This is a genomic window from Bifidobacterium rousetti (assembly GCF_008698235.1).
Lineage (GTDB): Bacteria > Actinomycetota > Actinomycetes > Actinomycetales > Bifidobacteriaceae > Bifidobacterium > Bifidobacterium rousetti.
In genome coordinates this window covers 520,548-543,317 of the sequence record NZ_PEBH01000001.1, presented here as the reverse complement: position 1 = coordinate 543,317, position 22,770 = coordinate 520,548, and the positions used below count along the sequence as shown (strand labels likewise).

General features: G+C 66.6%; 19 protein-coding genes and 1 pseudogene. 12 read left to right on the top strand and 8 right to left on the bottom strand.

All coding sequences use genetic code 11. The annotated features are described in order from the left end of the window. From CSQ85_RS02535 to CSQ85_RS02515, 5 genes and pseudogenes are all read right to left on the bottom strand, one after another. Positions 1-1,353, bottom strand: a 1,353-nt coding sequence (locus tag CSQ85_RS02535; RefSeq protein ID WP_150382699.1) for a tyrosine-type recombinase/integrase, incomplete at its 3' end; no start/stop codon positions are given. A gap of 9 nt (positions 1,354-1,362) precedes the next feature. Continuing rightward, positions 1,363-2,751, bottom strand: coding sequence for a tyrosine-type recombinase/integrase (locus tag CSQ85_RS02530; protein WP_150382698.1), 1,389 nt, complete (start codon positions 2,749-2,751; stop codon positions 1,363-1,365). Between the two features lie 92 nt (positions 2,752-2,843). Continuing rightward, a complete protein-coding gene (locus tag CSQ85_RS02525; RefSeq protein WP_150382697.1) occupies positions 2,844-3,035 on the bottom strand; it encodes a hypothetical protein in 192 nt (63 codons plus the stop codon). Between the two features lie 8 nt (positions 3,036-3,043). Next, positions 3,044-5,233, bottom strand: a pseudogene (locus CSQ85_RS02520) (DEAD/DEAH box helicase family protein); the annotation flags it as partial. Positions 5,234-5,296: 63 nt separating this feature from the next. Continuing rightward, a complete protein-coding gene (locus tag CSQ85_RS02515; RefSeq protein WP_150382749.1) occupies positions 5,297-5,752 on the bottom strand; it encodes a (deoxy)nucleoside triphosphate pyrophosphohydrolase in 456 nt (151 codons plus the stop codon). Positions 5,753-6,726: 974 nt separating this feature from the next. Here CSQ85_RS02515 and CSQ85_RS02510 point away from each other — a divergent pair. The 6 genes from CSQ85_RS02510 to CSQ85_RS02485 all read left to right on the top strand — a co-directional run bounded on the left by CSQ85_RS02510 (position 6,727) and on the right by CSQ85_RS02485 (position 12,998). Next, the gene (locus tag CSQ85_RS02510) at positions 6,727-8,121 is read left to right on the top strand and encodes a UTP--glucose-1-phosphate uridylyltransferase (RefSeq protein ID WP_223846785.1); all 1,395 of its coding nucleotides are present in this window, start codon (positions 6,727-6,729) and stop codon (positions 8,119-8,121) included. A 6-nt stretch (positions 8,122-8,127) separates the two neighbouring features. Beyond that, positions 8,128-8,688 carry a TetR/AcrR family transcriptional regulator gene (locus CSQ85_RS02505; protein ID WP_150382694.1) on the top strand — a complete coding sequence of 187 codons (561 nt, stop codon included), beginning with the start codon at positions 8,128-8,130 and terminating at the stop codon, positions 8,686-8,688. A gap of 163 nt (positions 8,689-8,851) precedes the next feature. Then, positions 8,852-10,780, top strand: a complete 1,929-nt coding sequence (uidA, locus tag CSQ85_RS02500) for a beta-glucuronidase (protein WP_223846774.1) — start codon at positions 8,852-8,854, stop codon at positions 10,778-10,780. Between the two features lie 100 nt (positions 10,781-10,880). Continuing rightward, on the top strand, positions 10,881-11,672 hold the full coding sequence (locus tag CSQ85_RS02495; RefSeq protein WP_190972864.1) for an AzlC family ABC transporter permease: 792 nt from the start codon (positions 10,881-10,883) through the stop codon (positions 11,670-11,672). Beyond that, positions 11,669-12,001, top strand: a complete 333-nt coding sequence (locus CSQ85_RS02490) for a branched-chain amino acid transporter permease (protein WP_150382691.1) — start codon at positions 11,669-11,671, stop codon at positions 11,999-12,001. Before CSQ85_RS02495 ends, CSQ85_RS02490 begins: the two co-directional genes overlap by 4 nt. A gap of 19 nt (positions 12,002-12,020) precedes the next feature. Continuing rightward, on the top strand, positions 12,021-12,998 hold the full coding sequence (locus tag CSQ85_RS02485) for an AEC family transporter (RefSeq protein WP_150382690.1): 978 nt from the start codon (positions 12,021-12,023) through the stop codon (positions 12,996-12,998). A gap of 14 nt (positions 12,999-13,012) precedes the next feature. On the opposite strand, the gene CSQ85_RS02480 is transcribed toward CSQ85_RS02485, so the two are convergent. Continuing rightward, entirely contained in the window at positions 13,013-13,798 is a 786-nt protein-coding gene (locus CSQ85_RS02480) for an SDR family NAD(P)-dependent oxidoreductase (RefSeq protein ID WP_150382689.1), read from the bottom strand. 150 nt (positions 13,799-13,948) lie between these two features. On the opposite strand from CSQ85_RS02480, the gene CSQ85_RS02475 reads away from it, so the two are divergent. The 3 genes from CSQ85_RS02475 to CSQ85_RS02465 all read left to right on the top strand — a co-directional run bounded on the left by CSQ85_RS02475 (position 13,949) and on the right by CSQ85_RS02465 (position 17,012). After that, complete coding sequence (locus tag CSQ85_RS02475; RefSeq protein ID WP_150382688.1) at positions 13,949-14,641, top strand: L,D-transpeptidase; 693 nt, start codon at positions 13,949-13,951, stop codon at positions 14,639-14,641. 103 nt (positions 14,642-14,744) lie between these two features. Then, entirely contained in the window at positions 14,745-15,575 is an 831-nt protein-coding gene (locus CSQ85_RS02470) for a histidine phosphatase family protein (protein WP_107042518.1), read from the top strand. 129 nt (positions 15,576-15,704) lie between these two features. Continuing rightward, positions 15,705-17,012, top strand: coding sequence for a uracil-xanthine permease family protein (locus CSQ85_RS02465; RefSeq protein ID WP_150382687.1), 1,308 nt, complete (start codon positions 15,705-15,707; stop codon positions 17,010-17,012). Here CSQ85_RS02465 and CSQ85_RS02460 read toward each other — a convergent pair whose 3' ends face one another. Continuing rightward, positions 17,013-17,999, bottom strand: coding sequence for an AraC family transcriptional regulator (locus CSQ85_RS02460; RefSeq protein WP_150382686.1), 987 nt, complete (start codon positions 17,997-17,999; stop codon positions 17,013-17,015). A 349-nt stretch (positions 18,000-18,348) separates the two neighbouring features. Here CSQ85_RS02460 and CSQ85_RS02455 point away from each other — a divergent pair, with 349 nt between their 5' ends. The 3 genes from CSQ85_RS02455 (at position 18,349) to CSQ85_RS02445 (ending at position 21,213) form a co-directional block, all read left to right on the top strand. Then, positions 18,349-18,531 (top strand): hypothetical protein, encoded by a 183-nt coding sequence (locus CSQ85_RS02455; RefSeq protein ID WP_150382685.1) that lies wholly within the window; start codon positions 18,349-18,351, stop codon positions 18,529-18,531. Positions 18,532-18,657: 126 nt separating this feature from the next. Beyond that, entirely contained in the window at positions 18,658-19,371 is a 714-nt protein-coding gene (locus tag CSQ85_RS02450) for an SDR family oxidoreductase (RefSeq protein WP_150382684.1), read from the top strand. A gap of 192 nt (positions 19,372-19,563) precedes the next feature. Continuing rightward, positions 19,564-21,213, top strand: a complete 1,650-nt coding sequence (locus CSQ85_RS02445) for a DEAD/DEAH box helicase (RefSeq protein ID WP_150382748.1) — start codon at positions 19,564-19,566, stop codon at positions 21,211-21,213. A 67-nt stretch (positions 21,214-21,280) separates the two neighbouring features. On the opposite strand, the gene CSQ85_RS02440 is transcribed toward CSQ85_RS02445, so the two are convergent. Then, positions 21,281-22,606, bottom strand: coding sequence for an alpha-amylase family protein (locus CSQ85_RS02440; protein ID WP_150382683.1), 1,326 nt, complete (start codon positions 22,604-22,606; stop codon positions 21,281-21,283). Positions 22,607-22,770: the final 164 nt, after the last annotated feature.

Genomic DNA, 22,770 nt, shown 5'->3' with positions numbered 1-22,770 from the left:
GAGTTGCGCGAAAAGCCGTTCGAGTCGGGCGAGACGGTCGCGCATGTCGGTGAGGATCTCCTCGAGCCGTTCGAACGTGACCGGCTCGGCCGGGTCGATGTCCAGCAGGCGACGCAACTCGTCGGGCAGGTCCGTGCCTGAGACAGGGCCCGTGCCGAGCAGGTCGGCGAGCATCATGTCGGCCAGCCGGTCGGAGATGCCGCGCCGGTGGTCGGGCACGATCCGCTGGTAGTGGCGGATCGCGACGCGTTCGGTCGTGTGCCCCAACTGGTCCATGGCCTCGCGCAAGGTGCCGCCCTCGACCATGTACATGGTCGCGTGGCTGGCGCGCAGCATGTGGAACGTGAGGTCCGGGCGTCCGACCTTGACACGGGCCGTCTGCATCTGAGTCGTCAACGTGCGCGGGGACACGAACGTGGTCCTGTCGTTGCGGGAGGGGAACAGGAACGCGTCGGGATCGTCGGAACAGTGGGCGGCCAGATGCCGTCTGATGATCGGGATGATCCGGTCCGGGATGGTGACGGTCCGACGCGACCCCTTGGTCTTGGTAGGCCCCACGCGCACGCGCCCCAACCCGTCGCCGCCGCGGGTCGCGGCACGGCCGACGGTGAGCGTGCGTCGTTCGAGGTCGATGTCACCGACCTTGAGCGCGCACACCTCGGAGATGCGCAGGCCGCCGACGAGCGCGCTCAACAGGACGCTCAACCGGGTGTATTCGGGGAACGCCTCGTACAGGCCCTTGAGTTGTTCCGGTGTCGCCGGCGGCGCTGAGTGGGAGGCCGGCTCGTCCAACCGGGGCAGGGGCAGCCGGTACGGGTTGCCGTCGATCAATGGTCCGCCGTCACGGTCGGGGTCGGACGCGTCACGCAGCATGGCCCTGAGCAGTTCGCAGCATCTGCGGAACATGTTGCCGCCCGAGGGATGCCGATGCCGGTACCAGTCGTCGATCTGCCGGCGGTCGATGTCTTTGAGCCGTAGGGGCGGAGGGAACCCTTTGATGAGGTTGGTGAGCTGCGCGTGCAGGGTGAGCATCGACCTGCCGCGCATGGGGTGTGTCTCGTCCGAGCATCGGCCGCGCACCCACAGGGTCGCGTAGTCGGCGAACAGCATGCCCGCGTCACACGTGGACGACGCTTCCGGCCGATGCCACGGGGTTTCGCCCGTGGTGTCGAGCTCGATGCTGCGACGTTCACAGGCCAGCCATGCGTCCGCCTTGTCTTTGGACGGGAACATGGCCCACACGTATTCGCCCCGGTACGAGTAGTGGGCGAGGAACGAGAGGACCCGGCCCTCGTTGTCCTCGCAGCCGGTGACGCCGCCGAACCGTCCGGCGAGATACCTGTCATCCGTCATCGCCAATCCTCATCTCCTTTCCATGCCGGTCGTCTCAAGCAGTGCCGGCAGCCGGGACGAGGCCAGCGCCTCGACGCGGGCGACACGGCCGGCCACGTCGACGAGCAGTGCAAGCAGCCGGCCCATCTGCGCGCTGTCGAACATTCGACAGCTTTCCGACCCGTCGGACGGCACGACATCGTCCTGTCCGGCGTCTGGTTCGAGCATCCGGTCGGCGACCCGGTCGGCGATGCTGCGCCGGTGTTCGGGCACGATCCGCTGGTAGCTTTCGACCGCGACCTTGTCGGAACGGTGGCCGAGCTGCGCCATGGCCTCGCGCAGCGTGCCGCCCTCGACCATGTACATGGTCGCGTGGCTGGCGCGCAGCATGCGGAACGTGAGATCGGGGCGGCTGACCTGTTTCCGTGCCACGTCCATCTGATGATCCAGGGTGCGTTGCGAGATGCGTTTGCCGCGTTTGGCGACGAACAGGGGCGAGTCGGGGTCGTTGCCGCAATGCGCGTCGATGTGCGCGCGGATCAGCGGGATCAGGCTGGAGGGGATGGGCACGGTGCGGTGCGAGCCCGGTGTCTTCGTGGGGCCGAGCCGCAGTTCGCCGCGATCATCGGCCCCGCGGGACACGGAATGGCTCACCCGCAGCGTCCCGCCGTCCAGGTCGATGTCGCCGACCCGCAGCGCGCACACCTCGCCGGTGCGCATCCCGCCCGCCAAGCACACCAGGAGGACGCTCAACCGGGTGTAGTCGGGGAACGCCTCGTACAGGCCTTTGAGCTGCTGCGGGGTGATCGGCGGCGCGTCATGGGAGTCGATGTCCGGTTTGGGCGGGACCGGCATCCGGTACGGGTTGCGGTCGATCAGCGGGCCGCCGTCCCGGTCGGGGTCGGACGCGTCGCGCAGCATCGCGTTCAACCGGACACAGCATTCACGGAACGACCAGTCGCTTTCCGGGCGACGATGCTCGTACCAGTCACGGATCACACCGGGATCAAGGTCCGCCAGGCGCAACGGGGCCGGGAACCCTTCCTTCAGCAGGGACACGATATACAGGACGCGGCGGCGCGACGAGCCACGCAACTCGCCCCCGTTACGGGACCGCAGGTTCGCGGCCCACGCGTCCGCGTAATCCACGAACAACACGTCCCCACCACTGGCGGAACCGTTCCCGTCCGGACCCATCGCGTCCCGCGCGTCCGGCGGTGCCCACGGTTCCACGCCCGCACGGTCCAGGTCGACCGCGCGACGCTCGCCCGACAGCCACGAGGAGGCGTCCGCCTCGTCACGGAACGTGCGGCGCACCGTGCGACCGTGGTACGTGTACTCGGCCAGATACGACCTGACCAGCCCGTCCGCGCCGAGGCGCGGAACCAGCGACCCGAATTTCCTTCTTGAGACCCCCATGACACAACATCCCTTCCATCTGGAGATACAACAAACCCGTCAGACCAAACCGTGAGGCAAGGTCTGACGGGCTCGGGGCAATCAACAACCTACTATCCCAGCAGCCCCTTGGACGCGAGCGACACAACAGCGGGAGAAAGCAGGCACGTGAACGCGAGGGACGACGCGTAATCGGCCGCCCTGCCGGCCGGATCCCCCTGCATCCAGACAAGAACCCACGGGCTGCCGTTGAACACGAGGAACGCCAACGGGAAAGCCAGGCCTGCGGCGAGCAGGCGCATCATTGCCGAGTTGTGGACGGCAGGGATGAATCGTACCGGTAGACGTCCGCGAGCATGGGGATGCGCCCGAGCTCGAAGCGGATCTGCCGGTACTGTTCGGTGAGCCGTTTCATGTCGGACCAGTCGGCGGTATCGAGCGAGTCGAGGATGCGCTCCTTGGCGATCGGGTCGAAGCTGATCGACGACAGGCCGATCGACCGTCGCTGCAGGTTCCTGCGGGCGGTGTCGCGGTCGCCGGTGTTGCCGTACAGGGCGACGGGGATCAGGTAGTTGTTGCGGTAGTTGCCGATGAAGTCGATGACGGTGACGCTGTCCTTGTGCGGGAACTTGCGCAGTCCTCGTCCCAGCTGCTGGGTGAAGACGATGCTCGACTCGGTGTTGCGCAGCATGACGATCTGATTGACCGCGGGGATATCGATGCCCTCGTTGAACATGTCGACGGTGAACAGGTAGTCGAGGTCGCCGTTCTTTAATCGTTCGACATACTGTTCGCGTTCCTGCTGGGACACGGTCCGTCCGTGCTCGTCCGTACTGGTCACGGCGGCGGTGCGGTACGGGCGTTCGGCCTGCTGGTTCATGTGCCGGTTGAACAGCCGCGACAGCTCGCGCGCCTCCTCCTGCCGGCTGCAGAAGACGAGACCCGCCACTGCCAGACCGTATTGGCCGTACTGTTCGAGCTTGTCGATGATATAGCGGACGCGCCCCTCGGTCGCCAGCTGGCTGATCTCGTATTGCAACTGGGCGTCGTCCTCGGCGGTGGTGTCGGAGGACACGTCGATGCGTCGGGATGCGTCCTCATGATCCGGGGCATCGGGGTCATCCGCCGATCCCAGGTACTCGGCGATGCCGTAGTAGTGGAAGGGGCAGAGCATGCCTTCGTCCAGCGCCCGCTGCAGGCGGATCTCATAGGCGATGTTGTGACCGAACAGTTCGAAGATGTTGACGCCGTCGCTGCGTTCGGGTGTCGCGGTCATGCCCAGCATGAAACCGGCGCCCTTGAAATGCTCGATCAGACGCCGGTAGCTGTCGGCTCCGGCGTGATGCACCTCATCGACCAGAATGTAGTCGAACTCGTCCGACGCGAACTGCGCCAGCACGTCCGGTTTGCTCATCGTCTGTATGGTCGCGAACACGTATTTGCGATCCTGCTGTTTGCTGGTGCCGGAGTACAGGCCCAGCTTCGATTCGTCGCAGCCGAGCACCTTGCGGTAGGACTGCATCGCCCTGGTGAGGATCTGCTGCTGTTGCGCGATGTACAGCATGCGCTTCGGCTTGTATTCGCGCACGTCGAACGCCGACAGAAACGTCTTGCCGGTGCCGGTCGCGGACACGATGATCGCGCGGTGCTCGCCCTGTTCGCGCAGTTCCCGCAGGTTGCGCAACGCCTCCCGCTGCATCGCGTTCGGCGTGATCGTCCTCTTCTCGACCTCTTCGAGGATCTTGCGCCGTGGCGGCGCGTACTTCCGGAAGTCCTCCTCGTACCGTTCGATCCACGATTCGGTGAGCGGCACCGACTCGCTGACCTGCGCGTCGATCTCCTGACGGAACTGGTCCACCAGACCGCCGTCCGCCAGCGAGGAGAGGCGCAGGTTCCATTCGCGCTGCAATCCCAAGGCGAGGGCAGTGAGATTCGAACTGCCGACATACAGGTTGTAGTACGTCCGGCCATCGGGCATCCGGCGACGGAACACATATCCTTTGGGATGGAAGGGCTGCCCCTGTCCACCCGACGGGCCGGCGGCATCGTCGTCGTTCTTGTCGCGGGCCGTTCCCTCCCACACACGCACGTCGATGCCGGTCTGTCGTCCCAGATGCAGCAGTTGGAGGAAATCCTTCGGACTGTTGAAATAGTTCTTCGTGGAGGTGATCAGACGGCTTGGCTCCCCGGCGTCGTCGCGATGATCGAGAAAATCCTGCAGCAGGCTGCGCACCGCCTCGGACGACACGAAGGCGACCGAGATGTCGAAGGATTCGCTGCGCGCGATCTCGTCGCGCAGGGCGTCATCCATCGTCAGGCCATCGGGCCTGTTGGTGATGAGCGCGGGCGCGTACACACCCGAGGACTGCGTACGCGGGTCGACCAGTCCGTGGATGATGTCCTCGAGCACGGTGCGCTCGCCGCCGGAACCGGTGTCGACAGCGGTTCCGGTAAGGTTGAGCGGATTATCGGGACTTGGGCTCAGGCTCTGGGAACCGCTCATGATCGCCCCTTCATAATTCGTGCATATTCGTGCATGTCCATATCCGTGCCGCCCATGACTGTGTCACCTATCGAAACGCAGCGCCGAGATGATGCCGACGGCCTCACGGTCCACAGGTGCCCAGACCAGCGAGGGCATATCGGACGGAGTCTCCCAGCGGATGTCGGCGTGCTCGGTCAGACGCGGAGTCCCGTCGATCAGATGGCAGATGAACGTGGTGAGTCGGACGACGCCGAAATCATAGGCGTATTCGCTGGTGCACACCTCGTCCGCGACCTCGACCTCACACAGCAGCTCCTCCTCGATCTCACGGTGCAACGCCTGACGGGCCGTCTCGTGCGGTTCGATCTTGCCTCCCGGAAACTCCCAGTATCCGGCCAGCGACTTGCCTTCGCCGCGTTGGGCGCACAGCACTTTGCCGTTACGGACAATCGCCGCGCCCACGACGTTGATACGTTTGGTGCAATTGTGCGAGACAGTGCCTTCGCCCTTGTCGCAAGCCTCGACGAACGCGCGCATCACCGGCTCGGGCGGGATCGCGGCCAGCTGTTCGACGGTGAGTCCTCCGCGGTTGAGCGTCTCGTCCAGCCAAGCGTCGCCGAGCAGACCGATCAGGCGGGTCACGTCGCGGTCGGCCTGCTTGAAGTCGCGCTTGCGCAGACGCGGGTCGAGCTCGGCGTACCACTCGTTCACCTCGCCCAATCGGTCCCAGCCGACCAGACACAGGTGACGGCGGCCGCACGGCGCATACTCGGGGGTGTCGCTGCGGGCGTACCGGCCGCACGCCTCGAGATCATCGGGGTCGATCGCGGTTGGTGCTGAGTCTTTACCCACCGCACGCAGGGCCTTGCCGTCCAACGCGGAGCGGAATCGCTCCTCAAGCGTGGCGCGATCCATGGGGGAGAAGCCCTCGGCCTCGTGGAACGCGTTCCACCGGCGGTGCTCGAGTTGCGCGATCTCCTCCGTGTCCGCGCCGAGCCTCGCCCGAGCCGCCTCGACCGGCAGATACAGCGCGCTCGCCTCGCTCGACCTGCGGGGGAAGTCGTCCAGCGACTCCCACGCGGTGTCGACGGCGGCGCGGTCGTGCACGTCGATCCTGCAGTAACAGGCGTTGATGCCCTTGGCCCGTTCGAGCAGCTGTTCGCGATCCCCGAACAGCGGACGGAGATCTGCGTCGGTTCCGGACACATTCGGTCGAGTCATAAGCGTCTTCCTCCCGCCTTCCGCGCCGGCTTCGGCCGCCGGCGCTCGCCTTCCATTCATCTCATCCATGAATCATCCGTGGCTTCCACATCGAATTATCCCACGCGCAACGGCGTGACCTCGCCCCGCATTCACCGACACTCCACACCGTGCGGGCCGCCATGACGAGCGCGCGGACGTCTTTGCCGTTAGACTGGACACCAGTTTCGACAATCAGCGTAAAGCAACAGCCGCACGATGTGAAAAGGAGCACAAGAGTGTCCGACGTGTTCGACCAGTCCGCCGCAAAGATGCGCGACCATGGCATGAGCGAGATGGCCATCAACCAGTTCAGGCGCCTGTACGACGTCTGGCGCAACGAGGAGGCGTCCAGCTGGATACGCGAGGCGGACGTGGAGCCCCTCGTCGGCGTGCCCAGCTTCCATGACGTCTACCGGACCATCGACCACGAGCAGGCGGTGAACGCGTTCGCCAAGACCGCGTTCCTCAAGCTCAACGGCGGACTCGGCACCTCGATGGGCCTCGACTGCGCGAAGTCGCTGCTGCCGGTGCGCCGCCACAAGGCCAAGCAGATGCGTTTCATCGACATCATCTTGGGCCAGGTGCTCACCGCGCGCACGCGACTCGGCGTCGAACTGCCGCTGACCCTGATGAACTCGTTCCGCACCTCCAAGGACACGATGAAGGTGCTCCACCACAACCGCCACTTCCATCAGGAGCACATCCCGATGGAGATCATCCAGCACGTCGAACCGAAGATAGACCCGACCACCGGCGCGCCCGTCTCCTTCCCCGAGAACCCGGACCTCGAATGGTGCCCGCCGGGCCACGGCGACCTGTTCTCCACGATCTGGGAGTCGGGCCTGCTCGACAAGCTCGAGGAGAACGGCTTCGAATACCTGTTCATCTCCAACTCCGACAACCTCGGCGCCCGCCCCTCGCGCACCCTCGCGCAGCACTTCGAGGACACGGGCGCGCCGTTCATGGTCGAGGTCGCGCGCCGCACCTACGCCGACCGCAAGGGCGGCCACATCGTGCGCGACAGGAAGACCGGCCGTCTCATCCTGCGCGAGATGAGCCAGGTCCACGCCGAAGACAAGAAGGCCGCGCAGGACATCTCCAAGCACCCGTACTTCAACACGAACTCCATCTGGGTGCGCGTCGACGCGCTCAAGGCCAAGCTCGCCGAATACGACGGCGTGCTGCCGCTTCCCGTCATCCGCAACCACAAGACCGTCGACCCCACCGACCCCGACTCCACGCCGGTCATCCAGCTGGAGACCGCGATGGGCGCGGCGATCGGCCTGTTCGACGGCGCGATCTGCGTGCAGGTGGACCGCATGCGCTTCCTGCCGGTCAAGACCACCGACGACCTGTTCATCATGCGCTCGGACCGCTTCCACCTGACCGACACGTACGAGATGGAGGACGGCAACTACATCTTCCCGAACGTCGACCTCGACCCTCGCTACTACAAGAACATCCACGACTTCGACGAGCGATTCCCGTACGGTGTGCCGTCGCTCGCCGCCGCCAACTCGGTGACGGTCAACGGCGACTGGACGTTCGGACGCGACGTGAGCATGTTCTCCGACGCGGTCCTCGAGGACGCGGGCGAGCCCCGCTACGTGCCGAACGGCGAATACGTCGGCCCGCAGGGCGTCGAGCCGGACAACTGGATCTGACGTCCGATGACGCAGGGACCCCGGCCGCAGCGGCGTTTCGACCCGGACCGCCGCCAGCGCATCATCGACGCGTGCCTCGACGTGATCGCCGAACGCGGCGTCTCCGGCACGTCCCACCGCGCGGTCGCGGCCGCCGCGGACGTGCCGTTGGGGTCGATGACCTACCATTTCGCCGGCATGTCCGACCTGCTGCATCAGGCGTTCGAACAGTTCGTGCAGCGCAGCATTGACGTGTTCGCCGCACGCATGCGCTCGGCGAACAGCGCCGACGAGGCGTGCGAGGCCATCGCCCTGCACGTCCAAGGCGACCTGCTCACCACGCAGAGCGACCTCGCCGTCAACCTCGAGTTCTACACGCTGGCCGCGCGCGACCCCGCCTACCGGGATCTGGTCGACCGGTGGATGTCCGCCTCGCTCACGGAGCTCGAACGCTTCTTCGACGAGCCCACCGCGCAGCTCATCGACGCGATGATCGAGGGCGTCACCCTCCACCGCGCGCTCGGCGGCACCCCGCGTGACCCGCAGACGATCCTGGAGGGCATCCGCCGCGTCGCCCTGAGACCGTGAACGCGCGCCCCATAGCCATAGCCCGATAGATCCAAAGCATGCGCGACCCCATGCAATCCGCGGGGCGGTGTCCATGGCGCGCGACCCGCGTCATGTGCTATGACGGAACCGGTCGGGCGCACGGGGCGCCCGCACGGCAGGGGGACAAGAAACCATGACAACGGTGACGAACGGTACGAACGGCACGAACGACGATACGAACGACGGCGCGCTGCTGTACCCGCGGGTGACTGCGACAAGACGCATACAGGGCCTCGACGGGATGTGGCGGTTCCGTCTCGACCCCGAAGGCGAGGGGGAGCGCGACGGCTGGCCCGGGAACGGACTGCCGGACGCGACGCAGGTGCCCGTGCCCGCCAGCTTCAACGATCTGTTCACCGACAAGCGGACACGCGAATACACCGGCGACTTCTGGTACGAGACCGAGTTCACCGCGCCCGGCGAATGGCGCGACAAGGACCTGTTCGTGCGATTCGACGCCGCCACGCACCGCGCCGACGTCTTCGTCAACGGCGTGAGGGTCGGCTCGCACGAGGGCGGCTTCACGCCGTTCGCCGTGCGCGTGAACGACGCGGTGCGCTGGAACGAACCCAACCGCCTCGTCGTGCAGCTCAACAACGAACTGAGCCACGCGAGCCTGCCCGCCGGCACCACGGGCACGCTGCCCGACGGCACGAAGGTGTCCGGACCGTACTTCGACTTCTTCAACTACGCCGGCCTGCAACGCCCGGTGCGGCTCGTCGCCGTGCCCCACGAGGCGGTCAGAGGGTACACGACCACGTACGAGATCCGCAAGGACGGCTCCGCCATCGTCCGCTACACGGTCGCGGTCGGGTCCGTCGGGACCAAGGGCCTGAAGTCCGGAGACACGATCCGCGTCAGACTGATCGACGAGGCCGGCAACGTCGCCGCGAGCGCGGAAGGGGCCGAAGGCGCGCTCGCCGTCGCCCACGCGCGGCTGTGGAACGTGCGCGACGCCCACCTGTACCGCATCGAGTTCACGATCCTCGACGGCGAGAGCGGTGAGATCATCGACGAATACCGCGACGAGATCGGCATCCGCGCCGTCGAGGTCAGGGGGCGCGAGATCCTCGTCAACGGGCGGCCCGTGTACCTGAAGGGCTTCGGACGCCACGAGGACAGCGCCATCAACGGCCGCGGCGAGAACCTCGCCGTCGTCAAGCGCGACTTCGAACTCATGAAATGGTGCGGCGCGAACTCGTTCCGCACCTCCCACTACCCGTACTCCGAGGAGGAGCTGCGGCTGGCGGACCGGGAGGGCTTCCTCGTCATCGATGAGGTCGCGGCCGTCGGCTTCATGAAAAGCCTCATGAACTTCCTCGACGCGGCCAACGACGACGACGCGGACCGCGGTCGCGGGTTCTTCGACGACCCGGAGGTCATGACCCGCACGCTCGAGGTGCACAAGGCCGCGCTCGACGAACTGTTCACGCGCGACCGCAACCATCCGAGCGTGATCATGTGGAGCCTCATGAATGAGCCCGACTCCGCGTCCGAGTCGGCCGTGCCGTACTTCCATGCGATCTTCGACCACGCGCGCACGCTCGACCCGCAGCGCAGGCCATTGACCTACACGAACCTCATGATGGCCGCCGCCGGGCGCGACCGGTGCCACGGGTTCGCCGACGTGATCTGCCTCAACCGCTACTACGGCTGGTACGTGCAGGGCGGCTACCAGCTGGCCGGCGCGAAGGCCGCGTTCACGGCCGAAATGGACCGGTGGATGGAACTCGAACCGGACAAGCCGTTCGTGTTCACCGAGTATGGCGCGGACACCGCCGCGGGCGTCCACAAGCTGCCCAGCGTGCAGTGGAGCGAGGAATACCAGTGCGAGTACCTCAGGATGCAGCACGAGGTGTTCGACGCCTATCCGGCGGTCGTCGGCGAGCAGATGTGGAACCTGTGCGACTTCCAGACCGGCGAGGGCATCATGCGCGTCGACGGCAACAGGAAGGGCGCGTTCACCCGCGACCGCCAGCCCAAAGCCGCCGCGTTCCTGCTCAGGGCGCGATGGACCGACGCCGGGACCGATGCCGACGCCGACGCCGGGGTTGGAAGCGACGCCGCGTGATGTGGGCGACCGGTGCTATATTGCCACGGGTAATCCGGTGATCCACAGGGACCGCCGGTCGCGGCGATAGCAAAGGGACGGGAGCATGGCGGAGCGTGGCATGGCGCGCGGCGTACGCGGTGACGTGCACGGGGACTTGCATGAGGATGTGCGCGGAGGCGTACGGACCAGGGCGTTGGGGGCGTTCAGGGCGGCGTTCCCGCTGACCGTGCCGATCGCGCTGGGCTTCCTGTTCCTCGGCTGTTCGTACGGCATGCTCATGGGCGCCAAGGGCTTCTCGTTCGTATGGCCCATGTGCATGAGCGCGTTCATCTTCGCCGGTTCGATGGAGTTCGTCACCGTGAACCTGCTCCTGTCCGCGTTCAACCCCCTCGCCGCGTTCCTGCTCGCCCTGATGGTCAACGCGCGCCACCTGTTCTACGGCCTGTCGATGCTGGGCCGGTTCCGCGGGCTCGGCTGGAAGCGCCCGTTCCTGATCTTCGGCATGTGCGACGAGACGTTCGCCGTCAACTCCTCGGCCCACGTCCCCGAAGGCGTGGACCGCGGATGGCTCTACCTGTGGGTCACCCTGCTCAACCAGTCGTACTGGGTGATGGGAGCGACGCTCGGCGGCCTCATCGGCGCGAACCTGCCGTTCGATACGGACGGCCTCGAATTCATCCTCACCGCCATGTTCCTGGTGATCTTCCTCGAACAGTGGATGGGTCAGGACACCGGCCGACGCGGCAGGATCAGCGCCCTGATCGGCGTCGGCGTCTCGCTCGTCTGCCTGATCGCGTTCGGCTCCGACGGGTTCATGATCCCCGCGCTGATCGCGATGATCGTCCTGTTCGTCGCGCTGCGCCCGTGGCTCGACGACCTCGCGACGGACGGGAAGGAGTCGGCGCGATGACCATGACCGTACTGCAGGGCGTCCTCACGGTCGCCGCAGTGGTGGCCGGCACGATGCTCACCCGGTTCGTGCCGTTCCTCGTGTTCCCCGAATCGAAGCGCCCGCCGCGCGTCATCGAATACTTCGGCAAGGTGCTGCCGTACGCGATGACCGGCCTGCTCGTCGTCTACGCGCTGCGTAACACGCCCATCCTGACCGGCGACCACGGTCTGCCCGAGCTGATCGCGTGCCTCGTGATCGTCGTCCTGCACCTGTGGCGGCGCAACATGCTGATCTCCATCGCCGGCGGCACCGTCGTCTACATGCTGCTCGTCCAGCTCGTGTTCTGAAAACCGAAAGGGGAATCGCGTGCAACAGTTCGACATCGTGCTCAACCAGATGATCGGCATGGCCATCATGATGGTGGTCGGCTACATCTGCGTCAAGACCAAGGTGCTGGGCGAGGCCGCGCTGAACGGCATCTGCTCGCTGATCCTCAAGGTCGGCATCCCGCTGCTCGTGTTCTCCAACGCCGTGGCCGGCACCACGCGCGACGACCTCATCGGCTCCGACGCGATCATCGTGATGACCCTCGTCATGTACGGGCTGCTCATCGCCGTGTTCACGCTGCTGTCCTACGCGCTGCGTCTGCAACGCGAGCGCGGGCGCATGTTCCGCGGCTGCTTCGTGTTCGGCAACGCCGGGTTCATCGGCCTGCCGCTCGTCATCGCCCTGTTCCCGACCAAGGGCGCGCTCTACTTCGCGCTCATGTCGATCGTCGACCAGTTCCTCCTGTGGACGTACGGCGTGTGGACGTGCAAGAAGGTCGACGACCGCCAGTCGATCGCCGACGAGCGCCCCGCCCACGGATGGCTCGACCGTCTCGCCCCGCTCGTGAGCCCCGCCCTGATCGCGGTCGTCCTCGCCGTGGTGCTGATCCTCGCCGACGTGCGGGTGCCCGGGGTCGTGCTCGCCCCGCTGCAGAAGCTCGGCGGCGTCGCCTCGCCCCTGTCGATGGTGTATCTGGGCGGCCTGTTCGCGATCCGCGACTGGACCGGCGTGCTGCGGAAGTACGAGCTGTATGTGGGCGTGGCGGCGAAGATGCTCGCGTTCCCGGTCGGCTTCTACGCGCTGCTCACCCTCGTGCCGCCGATGCTTGGCCTTGCGCCCCTGAACCCGGACATGGTGCACATGATGACCCTCATCTCCGGCCTGCCGACGATGAGCACGATGGTGATGTTCACCGAACGCGAGCACAACCAGCCCGAATACGCGATCGGCATGGTCCTCGTCACCACCGTGGCGAGCCTGTTCACCCTGACCGCCGTCTCGTTCCTCGTCTTCTAATCCGCCTTTGCCCCCTAAACCTGCGGCCTTCCGCCGTTCATGAACCCGGCGATCCTGCGCGTCAGCGCGCGCGGCAGCACCCGTTCGGCGAACGCGCCCGACTTCGTGAACAGACCGTGGTAGGCGAGCACGGCGCCCGCGTTCATCCTCCGGTACGCGTACAGGGCGAGCGCGCGGGCCGTGGCCGGTTTCGTCATCGTGAAGAAGTTCCGCCCCGACATGCGCGCGGCCTTCGCGAACCCGGTCGACGTGGGTCCGGGGCACACGCAGGTGACCGTGACCCCCGTGCCTTTGAGCTCGCAGGCGACCGCCTCGGACAGCGAGCGCACGAACGCCTTCGACGCGAAGTACATCGCCATGTAGGGGCCGGCCATCATCGAGGCGACCGACGAGATGTTGAGGATGCGCCCGTGTCCGGCGTCGCTCATGTCGCGGCCGTACAGGTAGGTGAGGGTGGCGAGCGCCTCCATGTTGAGGCGCATCATCGCGCGGGAGCGCCGCCAGTCGGCGTCGAGGTAGCAGGTCCAGTCGCTGAATCCCGCGTTGTTGACGAGCGTGTCGACGTGCATGCCCTGCGATCGGGTGAACTCGTGGAGGCGTTCGGGCGCGCCGTCCTGGGCGAGGTCGGCGGCGAACACCTCGACCCGGATACCGCAGTCGCGCTCCAGCGTCGCCTTGACCCTGCGAAGCGCCGTCTCGTCGCGGGCGACGACGACCAGGTCGTGCCCGTCGCGTGCGAGCAGCGCCGCCAGCTCCCGTCCGATGCCGCTCGATGCGCCCGTGACCACCGCGTATGCCATTGTCCGTCCTCCTTTTGGGCCGTCGTGCTGTGCCGTGGAGCACAGGGTTTTCCTTATGGATGATTCTACGGCCGACGGGGCTTCGGGTCGGGCGAATCCGGTATCATGAGGTGTCGGGTTTCATGCCCCGGCCGGGGCTCAAGGGGGCGGATGATGGATCGCGAGTCGGAATACATCGGCAGGCACCGCAGCCGCAGGGACGTCGTGCTGGCGGCCGAGATCATCGTATGCGCGGTGCTCGCCATGATCCTGTGCGTGACGGGTCTTGTGTGGCGGTCGCGCAGCGCCGAGGCCGACAGGGTGCGCGTCGAGACGCAATCGGCCGTCGTGACGGAGGCCGCCGAGAGGACCGTCGCGAAGGATGGGGGATCGGCGTTGAGCCGCGCCAAGGTGCCGGCGGTCAACCGCGACCTCGCCCGCGCGCGCTGGACGAACCCGACGGGCGGCGCCCAGCCGGACCTGTCGAAGTACCAGAATCTGAGCATCGACGTGAGCCTCGCCAAACAGCGCGTCTACGTCAAATCGAACGGCGCGACCATCTACTCGATGATCGCGAGCACCGGCATGGACGACTCCACGCCGCACGGCTCCTACACGATCGGCGTGCGCGGCGAGCATTTCTACAATCCGGACGAGCGGATGGGCGCCGACTACTGGGTGCGCATCACCGGCGACTACCTGTTCCATTCGGTGCCGACGAACGAGAACGCCGGACAGTACCTGGAGGACGAAGCCGTGAAGCTCGGTCGCCCCGCGTCGCACGGCTGCGTGCGGCTCAGCATCGCCGACGCGAAATGGCTGTACGACCAGATCCCGTACGGCACGCCGGTCACCATCGCGTGACGGTGGGCGGACGCCGGCCGCCGGCGATCCGCAAGATCAGGCACAATAAGCAAGCAACGACACACGCAAGCAACAGCAGACAATCCGAAACGAGGACAACCACATGAGCATGCCGCTCGATCTGTATGTGATCCGGCACGGGGAATCCGAGGCGAACGTCATCGTCAACGCCGGCAACCGGGGCGACAACTCCCTGTACACGCAGGACAATGTCACCGTGCCCGACCGGTCGTGGAGGCTCACGGCCGTGGGGCGCAAGCAGGCCGACTGCATCGGGCGCTGGCTCGTCGGCCAGCAGCAGCTGTTCGACCGCTACATGGTCTCGCCGTACGTGCGCACGCGCGAGACCGCGGCCACGATGGCCCTGCCCAAGGCCAAATGGGAGGAGAACCGCGTCATCCGCGAACGCTCCTGGGGCGAGATCAACACGATCACCAAGGACGAGTTCCGCACCAACTACGCGCGCAACTGGATGTTCAGGAACACCGACCCGCTGTACTGGCGTCCGCCGGCGGGCGAGTCCATCGCCGACGTGGCCGAGGACCGCGTGCACAACGTGCTCACCTCCCTGTCGCGCAAGTCCGACGCGGGCAGCGTCGTCATGGTCACGCACGGCGACTTCATGCTCGCGATGATGCTCACCATCGAGGACCTGTCCGACGAGGAGTTCCTGCACCGCGCCGACTCGCCCGACTGGGCCATCACCAACTGCACCTGCCTGCACTACACGAGGCGCGACCCGGAGACCGGCCGCACGTCCAAGCGTGTGCGCTGGGAGCAGACCGCCCGGCCCGTCCTCAACGAGGAGACCGGCAAATGGGAGGTGCAGGTCAACGAATGGCGTGAGTTCAAGCGCCCGTACCTGTCCAACGGCGATCTGGTGGACGTGGTGCAGGCCGTCGACCCGCACCTGCGCGAATACTACGGCAAGTGACGTCGCGGCAGGTGAGTCGCGGCAGGTGAACGCGAGGTAAACCGCCTCGTGCCGTCCGGCGGCTACAATGGCTTCGGATTCGCGGGCTGAAGGTCATGCCCGCGCGAGAGAAGCTAAGGAGAGCCGCATATGAGCACATCCGCGCCCAAAGGCAACATCTTCCAATGGAATCTGCACGGGGACGGCAAGACGCTGCGCCCCGGCGAGGTCGTCGAACCCGATGAGCGCCTGACGTGGGGCCGCACCGCCGGCATCGGCGCGCAGCACGTCGTCGCCATGTTCGGCGCCACGTTCCTCGTGCCGATCCTCACGGGCTTCGACCCGTCCACCACCCTGTTCTTCACCGCGCTGTCGACCGCGCTGTTCCTGCTCATCAACAGGAACGTGCTGCCGAGCTACCTCGGCTCCAGCTTCGGCTTCATCGCGCCGATCACCGCCGTGACGACCGCGGGCAAGGGCATCGCCGTCGCCAGCTTCGGCATCATGGTCACCGGCCTGCTGCTCGCGCTGATCGGCGTGGCCGTGCACTACGCGGGCTCGAAGTGGATCGACATCATCATGCCGCCGGTCGTCAACGGCGCCATCGTCGCGATCATCGGCTTCAACCTCGCGCCCAGCGTGTGGAACAACTTCAAGGCCGCCCCCGACACCGCGCTCGTCACGCTCGTGGCCGTGCTGCTCGTCGCCGTCCTGTTCCGCGGCCTGGCGGGACGCCTCAACATCCTGCTCGGCGTGATCATCGGCTACGCCTACGCGTGCGCCCGCGGACAGGTCGACTTCTCCGCGATCGGCAAGGCCGCGTGGGTGGGCCTGCCGCAGTTCCACACCCCGCAGGTCGACTTCTCGATCCTGCCGATGTTCCTGCCCGTCGTGCTCGTGCTCGTCGCCGAGAACGTCGGCCACGTCAAGTCCGTCGCGCAGATGACCGGCCGCGACTACGACAGCCAGATGGGCACCGCCCTGTTCGCCGACGGCCTCGGCACCGCGATCGCCGGCTTCGGCGGCGGCTCCGGCACCACCACGTACGGCGAGAACATCGGCGTGATGGCCGCCACCAAGGTGTATTCGACCGCCGCCTACTGGTGCGCGGCCGGCTTCGCGCTCCTGTTGAGCCTGTGCCCGAAGTTCGGCGCGATCATCAACACGATCCCCGCCGGCGTGCTCGGCGGCGTCACCACGCTGCTCTACGGCATGATCGGCATGATGGGCATCCGCATCTGGGTGGAGAACAAGGTCAACTTCGACAAGCCGCTCAACATCATGGTCGCCGCGATCGTGATGATCATCGCCATCGGCCAGTTCGAGTTCGCGTTCAACGGCATCCAGTTCAACGGCATCGCCATCGGCACGATCGTGATCCTCGTCGCCTACCACGGCCTCAAGGCCATCGGCAAGGCCACCGGCACCATCGACAAGGACGACCCCGACATCCAGTAACTACCTCTCTCGGTAGGTTTTCGGGGTGACGCCGGTCCGCCGCCGGAAGACGCTGATGAAGTAGCTCGACGACGCGAAGCCGCAGGCACGCGCGATCTCCGCGACCGACCCGTTCGTGCCGTCGAGCAGGCGCTTCGCCTCCTCCAGACGCCGGTCGGCGAGATACTCGTTCGGCGTGCGTCCCACGTAACGCCGGAACAACGCGCAGCAGCGGCTGCGGCCCACGCTGCCGGCCGCCGCGATGTCGTCCAGTGACAGCGGTTCGGCGAACCGGCGCTGGATCAGTCCGGTCATGCGCAGCACGGTGAGGCGGTCGCGCTGGTCGTCCGACGCCGATACGACGGGATCGGAGACGGCGGCGTCGGATATGACGGAGTCGGATGCGGCGGCCGGCCGGAACCGGTCCAGCACCTGATCGATCAGGCCGATCGCGGTCATCGCCGCCGGCAGCGGGTCGAGGTCGGCCGCGTCGTCCATCGGCCGGCCCACCTCCGACGGGCGCAGACGCCGGTCGCCGTGCAGCTGTTCGACGATCCTGTCGATATCCATGAGCACGCTGCGCTGCCAATCCACATCGGGGGAGAGGAACAGCGCGTCGTCCATGTCCTGCGCGAACGCGCGCTCACAGCGTGCGGCCACGCCCTGCGAAAACCCCTCGACGAGCTGCGGGCCGATCACCGCGCAAGAGAACCGGGCCTCCTGCCGGTCGGGGGAGAAACCGTAGTGCAACCGGCTCGAGTTGACCACCAATCCCTCGCCCGCTGCGAGCCGCGTGACCGCGCCGTTGACGAAATAGTGCATCGTGCCGCTGACCACACGCACGAACTCCAGATCCCGGTGCCAATGGCACGCGCACCGGTAGTCGTAGATCGACAGCGAATCGCACCGGGCGTACACCGGCAGCCCACGCACCGCATACGGCACCCGCTCCGACAGATCCGACAGCAGCGACAGCCGCCGAGTCTCCTGCGGTTCGACCACACCCATGCTTGCTCCGCTCCTTCACACCATGACTTCGGTTCCATTGCCCTTTGGCTCCCCTTGTGAGGGGAGCTGGCCGCGAAGCGGCCTGAGGGGTAGTCACCGGGCAACGCCCTCCAAGTTCGGTGCCGACATCATTGCTGCGCACGATTTTACTATTACGACGTCCGCAAGCGACATTTCCAGCACCGTGGCGCGCCTTCCCGGAACATATCCTGTAAACAGCTTCAGGCTGCAGCGAAGAAGTGCATAGACCAACCGGTACGGATGGCTCATATGGAGGATTGTCATATCCATATATCCATACACGGGCCGTACCGTATCCTCACCGATGTCCAAAGGAGCACCGACCGCCATGACCGCAGCACACACCCAACCGAACGTCACCCCGACCGCCCGTCTCGCGACGGCGTACGCGGAACTCATGCAACGGTTCTTCGCCGCATGCCGCCGCTGGACCGCCGACCATATCGCCCGCCCCGACGAGGAGAATTGGTTCGCGATGTGGATGCCCGCATCCGCGGCGCTGATCGGCTGAGCCGTGAACCCGTCGGTTCCGGGCCGCGTCCTCGGCGCCTCCGGGCGAAACGCGTCTGACCGGTTCGATACGCTGACCGTGACAATCACACCATCGGACGGATACGTCGGAAGGCAGGGAATCATCATGGCTCACACAACGAACGGGAAGAGGATCGCGGTCGTCACCGGAAGCGCCTCGGGCCTTGGCCGGGAACTGGCCGTGCGCCTGACGGAACGCGGCTGGTTCGTGGCCGGCGTCGACTTCGACGCCGAACGCCAGGCCGCGCTCGCCGAGGCCCTGGGCGCCGACTCGTACCGCGCCTTCGTCGGCGACGTGTCCGACGAGGCGTTCGTGAAGGCGTCCGTCGCCGAGATCGCGGGCCTCGGCCACATCGACCTGCTGATCAACAACGCCGGACAGCCCTCGTTCAAGGTCCCCACCGCCTACGAGGGCGCCGACGTCGACCGCTGCCTCAAGGGCCTCAAGGGCATGATCCTGTGGAGCGTCGAGACCCTCAGGGCCGACGGCGAGGCGGACCTGAAGATCGCGAACGTGATGAGCACCGCCGCCACGCGCGGCAACGCCAACGAGTCCGTCTACTGCGCCGCCAAGTGGGGCGAGAAGGGCTACACGCAGAGCCTCAAGGCCGCCTACAAGGGCTCGAGCGTCAAGATCGTCGGCGTGTACCCCGGCGGCATCGACACCGACTTCTACCGCGACAGCCACGACTATGTGTCCGAGGACAAGCAGCACACGTTCATGGACGCGGGCGAACTCGCCGAGGTTATCCTGTTCAACCTCGTCAACGACGCGAACCTGACCGTCTCCGACATCCTCATCGAACGCAACTACCGCTGAATCCTCCGGGTTGCCCGACATGGGGCGACTCCGGTGAATCGGCAAAGTATCGGGCACGGGGTAATGTAGGGGAGTTTGCGCGTGACGCGCGTTTTCCCCTACATATGAAAGGCCATCGTGCCCATTACCAATTCTTCAGTTTCCTCGCATGAGGTCACGTCGGTCGAGCCGGTTCAGTCGGTCCGGTCGACCCTGTCGGCCGGTGACGGCGACCACGCGGTCACCTTCGCCGAGCTCGGCGTGCCCGGCCCGCTGCTGCGCGTGCTCGCCGCCGACGGCAAGAGCGAGGCGTTCCCCATCCAGGCCGACACCCTGCCCGACTCGCTGGCCGGCCGTGACATCCTCGGCCGCGGTCGCACCGGCTCCGGCAAGACCCTCGCCTTCTCCATCCCGATGGCCGCGCGCCTCATGGAGGCCGCGTGGGAGCCGGGCATGCCGATGGCCGAATACCGCCGCAACGTCAAGGCGATCCGCCGCGAGCATCTCGACGAGCGCGAGGCCGGCGGCTTCCACCCGCATCCGCGCGGGCTCATCCTCGCGCCGACGCGCGAGCTCGCCAACCAGATCAACGAGGTCATCCAGCCGCTCGCGCAGATGGCCGGCATGACCACCACCACCGTGTACGGCGGCGTCAAGCAGAACCGTCAGGTGCGCGACCTCATGGCCGGCGCCGACATCGTCGTCGCCTGCCCGGGCCGTCTCGAGGACCTCCTGACCCAGCGACTGCTCACCCTGTCCGACATCAAGGTCGTCGTCCTCGACGAGGCCGACGAGATGGCCGACATGGGCTTCCTGCCGCAGGTGCGCCGCATCCTGAAGCGCATCCCGTCCGACGCGCAGCACATGCTGTTCTCCGCCACGCTCGACCATGGCGTCGACGAGCTGGTGCGCGAGTTCCTGCATGATCCGAAGACCCACAGCGTCGACGACGTGAACGCCGAGCCGGACCTGATGACCCAGCACGTCTTCGAGGTGGAGAAGGCCGACAAGTTCGAGGTGGTCCGCCAGCTCGCCTCCGGCACCGGCCGCCGCATCCTGTTCACCCGCACCAAGTTCCAGGCCAAGAAGCTCGCCAAGAGCCTGACCAACAGCGGCGTGCCGGCCGCGCAGCTGCACGGCAACCTCAACCAGAACCAGCGCGACCGCAACCTCGCCGCGTTCGAGCAGGGCGACGTCAACGTGATGGTCGCTACCGACGTGGCGGCGCGCGGCATCGACGTCTCCGGCGTCGAACTGGTCGTGCAGGTCGACCCGCCGGCCGATCCGAAGTCGTTCACGCACCGTTCCGGCCGCACCGCGCGCGCCGGCCGCGCCGGCGACGTGGTCACGCTCGTGCTGCCCTACGAGCGCCGCGAGGTCTCCCGGCTGCTCAGGGCCGCGGGGATCACGGTCAAGCCGGTGAAGGTCACGCACTCCTCGGACGAGGTCAAGGAGCTCATGGGGGTCAAGGCCCCGATCGTCAAGGACTGGAGCCTCGACGAGACGCAGCCGGCGGGCAACCCGCGTAAGGGTGCGAAGAACGGCAGAACGGCCAAGGCCGGCAGGGCCGATCGTGCCAAGGCCCTCGCGCACCTGCCCAAGGAATCGTCGGATCGCCAGTCGGATCGCCGTTCGAACGGCGCGACGTCGCGTTCCGCGTCCTCGTCGGCGTCCCGCGGAGGCAAGCGCATCCACCGCCATGACGAGAACCGCATCATCACCGACGAGCGTTCCGAGGCGGTCAAGCGCCACGAACGCCGCATGGAGGCCCGCTATGGCGCGAAGCGGACGACGGGCGCGAAGAAGGAGACGACCGGAAGGCGCTCCTCCGGCGGCCGTCGTCGCGGACGTCAGTACCGGTAGATGGTATCTCTCCCCCAGTCGGCTTCGCCGACAGCCCCCTCATCAGAGGGGGCCTGCAAGGAGATGTTCAGTACCGGTAGAGGATGGTGCCGGCGGCGTCGCGGATCTCGAAGGACGGCTTCGAGACGATGTCGAGTTCGACGGTGAGCCGGTCGGAGCCGTCCCGCGCGACCGTGCGGTAGACGAACCGCCGGTTCTCGAGCAGCACCTTCTCGGTGCGCGCCTCGAGCAGCCACGGATTGCGCCGGCGCAGGGCGATCAGCGCCTGATGCAACCGGTACACGGGCTCGCCGAGCCGTGACAGCTCGTCGGGGGAGTCGGGGAACTTCGGTCGGATGTCGTCGTCGCCGCCGAACGCCTCCCGTTTGACGCCCACATACCCCTGCTCGTCGCCGTAGTAGACGCTCGGCACGCCGCCGACCGTCATCAGCACGGCGAGCGCGAGCGCCGCCTTGTCGGGGCCGATCTGCGAGGCGATGCGCGTCACGTCGTGGTTGCCGATGAACGTCTGCGGCACGAACGTGTCGAGGAACGTGTTGTGGCGTGTGAGGTTCCAGTCGAGTTCGAAGAAGTTGTCGGTCTCGAGCGAATGTTGGATCGACTTCCACAGCTCGTACTGGGTGACCGAGTCCATCGTGGACTCCTTGACGATCGCCGGATAGTCGCCGTGGATGACCTCGCCGAAGATCCATGAATACGGGTGGGCCGTCTTGACGGTCGGCAGAACCTTCGCCCAGAACGCCGTCGGCACCGAATAGGCGGCGTCGAGACGCCAGCCGGCGGCGCCGCGGTCGAGCCAGTGGTTCATCACGCGCGTCACGTAGTCCACGGTCGCCGGGCTGTCGTGATCGAGGTCGACCAGACGGCCGTGTCCCTCGAACACGTCCAGCACGGGGGCGCCGTCCGCGTCGAGGTGCACGCGCACCATGCCGCGCCAAGGTCCGTCGTCGGGGGAGGGGCGGCCCGCGGCCTCGTCGATCGCCGCCCGGACGGCCGGGTGGTTGCGTGAGACGTGGTTGAACACGCCGTCGAGGATGATGGACAGGCCCATGTCCCGGCAGGCGTCGGCCAACTGGTCGAACGCGGCGTCACCGCCGAGCCGCACGTCGACGTGCATGTGGTCGAGCGTGTCGTAGCCGTGCGTGTCGGATTCGAAGATCGGGCCCAGCAGCAGGCCGGAGACGCCCAGATCGCGCGCGTATCCGAGCCAGGGGATGAGCGTTTCGAGTCCGCGCCCGTGGAACTCGCGCGGGCCCTGCGGTCGGATCTCGCAGCCGCAGAAGCCGAGCGGGTAGACGTGCCAGAAGATCCCGTGGCGCACCCAGTCGGGCAGCCGGGCGTCGGTCGCGGTCGTGTCGGTCATATCGTTATGGGTCATGTCGTTGCGGGTCATGTGGGGTACCTCCCATGCCAAGGGTGTTCCATGGACGTTCCAGGGACGCCGGATATTGACACCATGTCTATTTTCTCACATCCGGCGACGTGGGACGTGACTGTCGGCGGGCGGGTCGCCCCCATGCCGTCCGTCGGCCGTCCCGCTACCGTATCGTCGCCGCC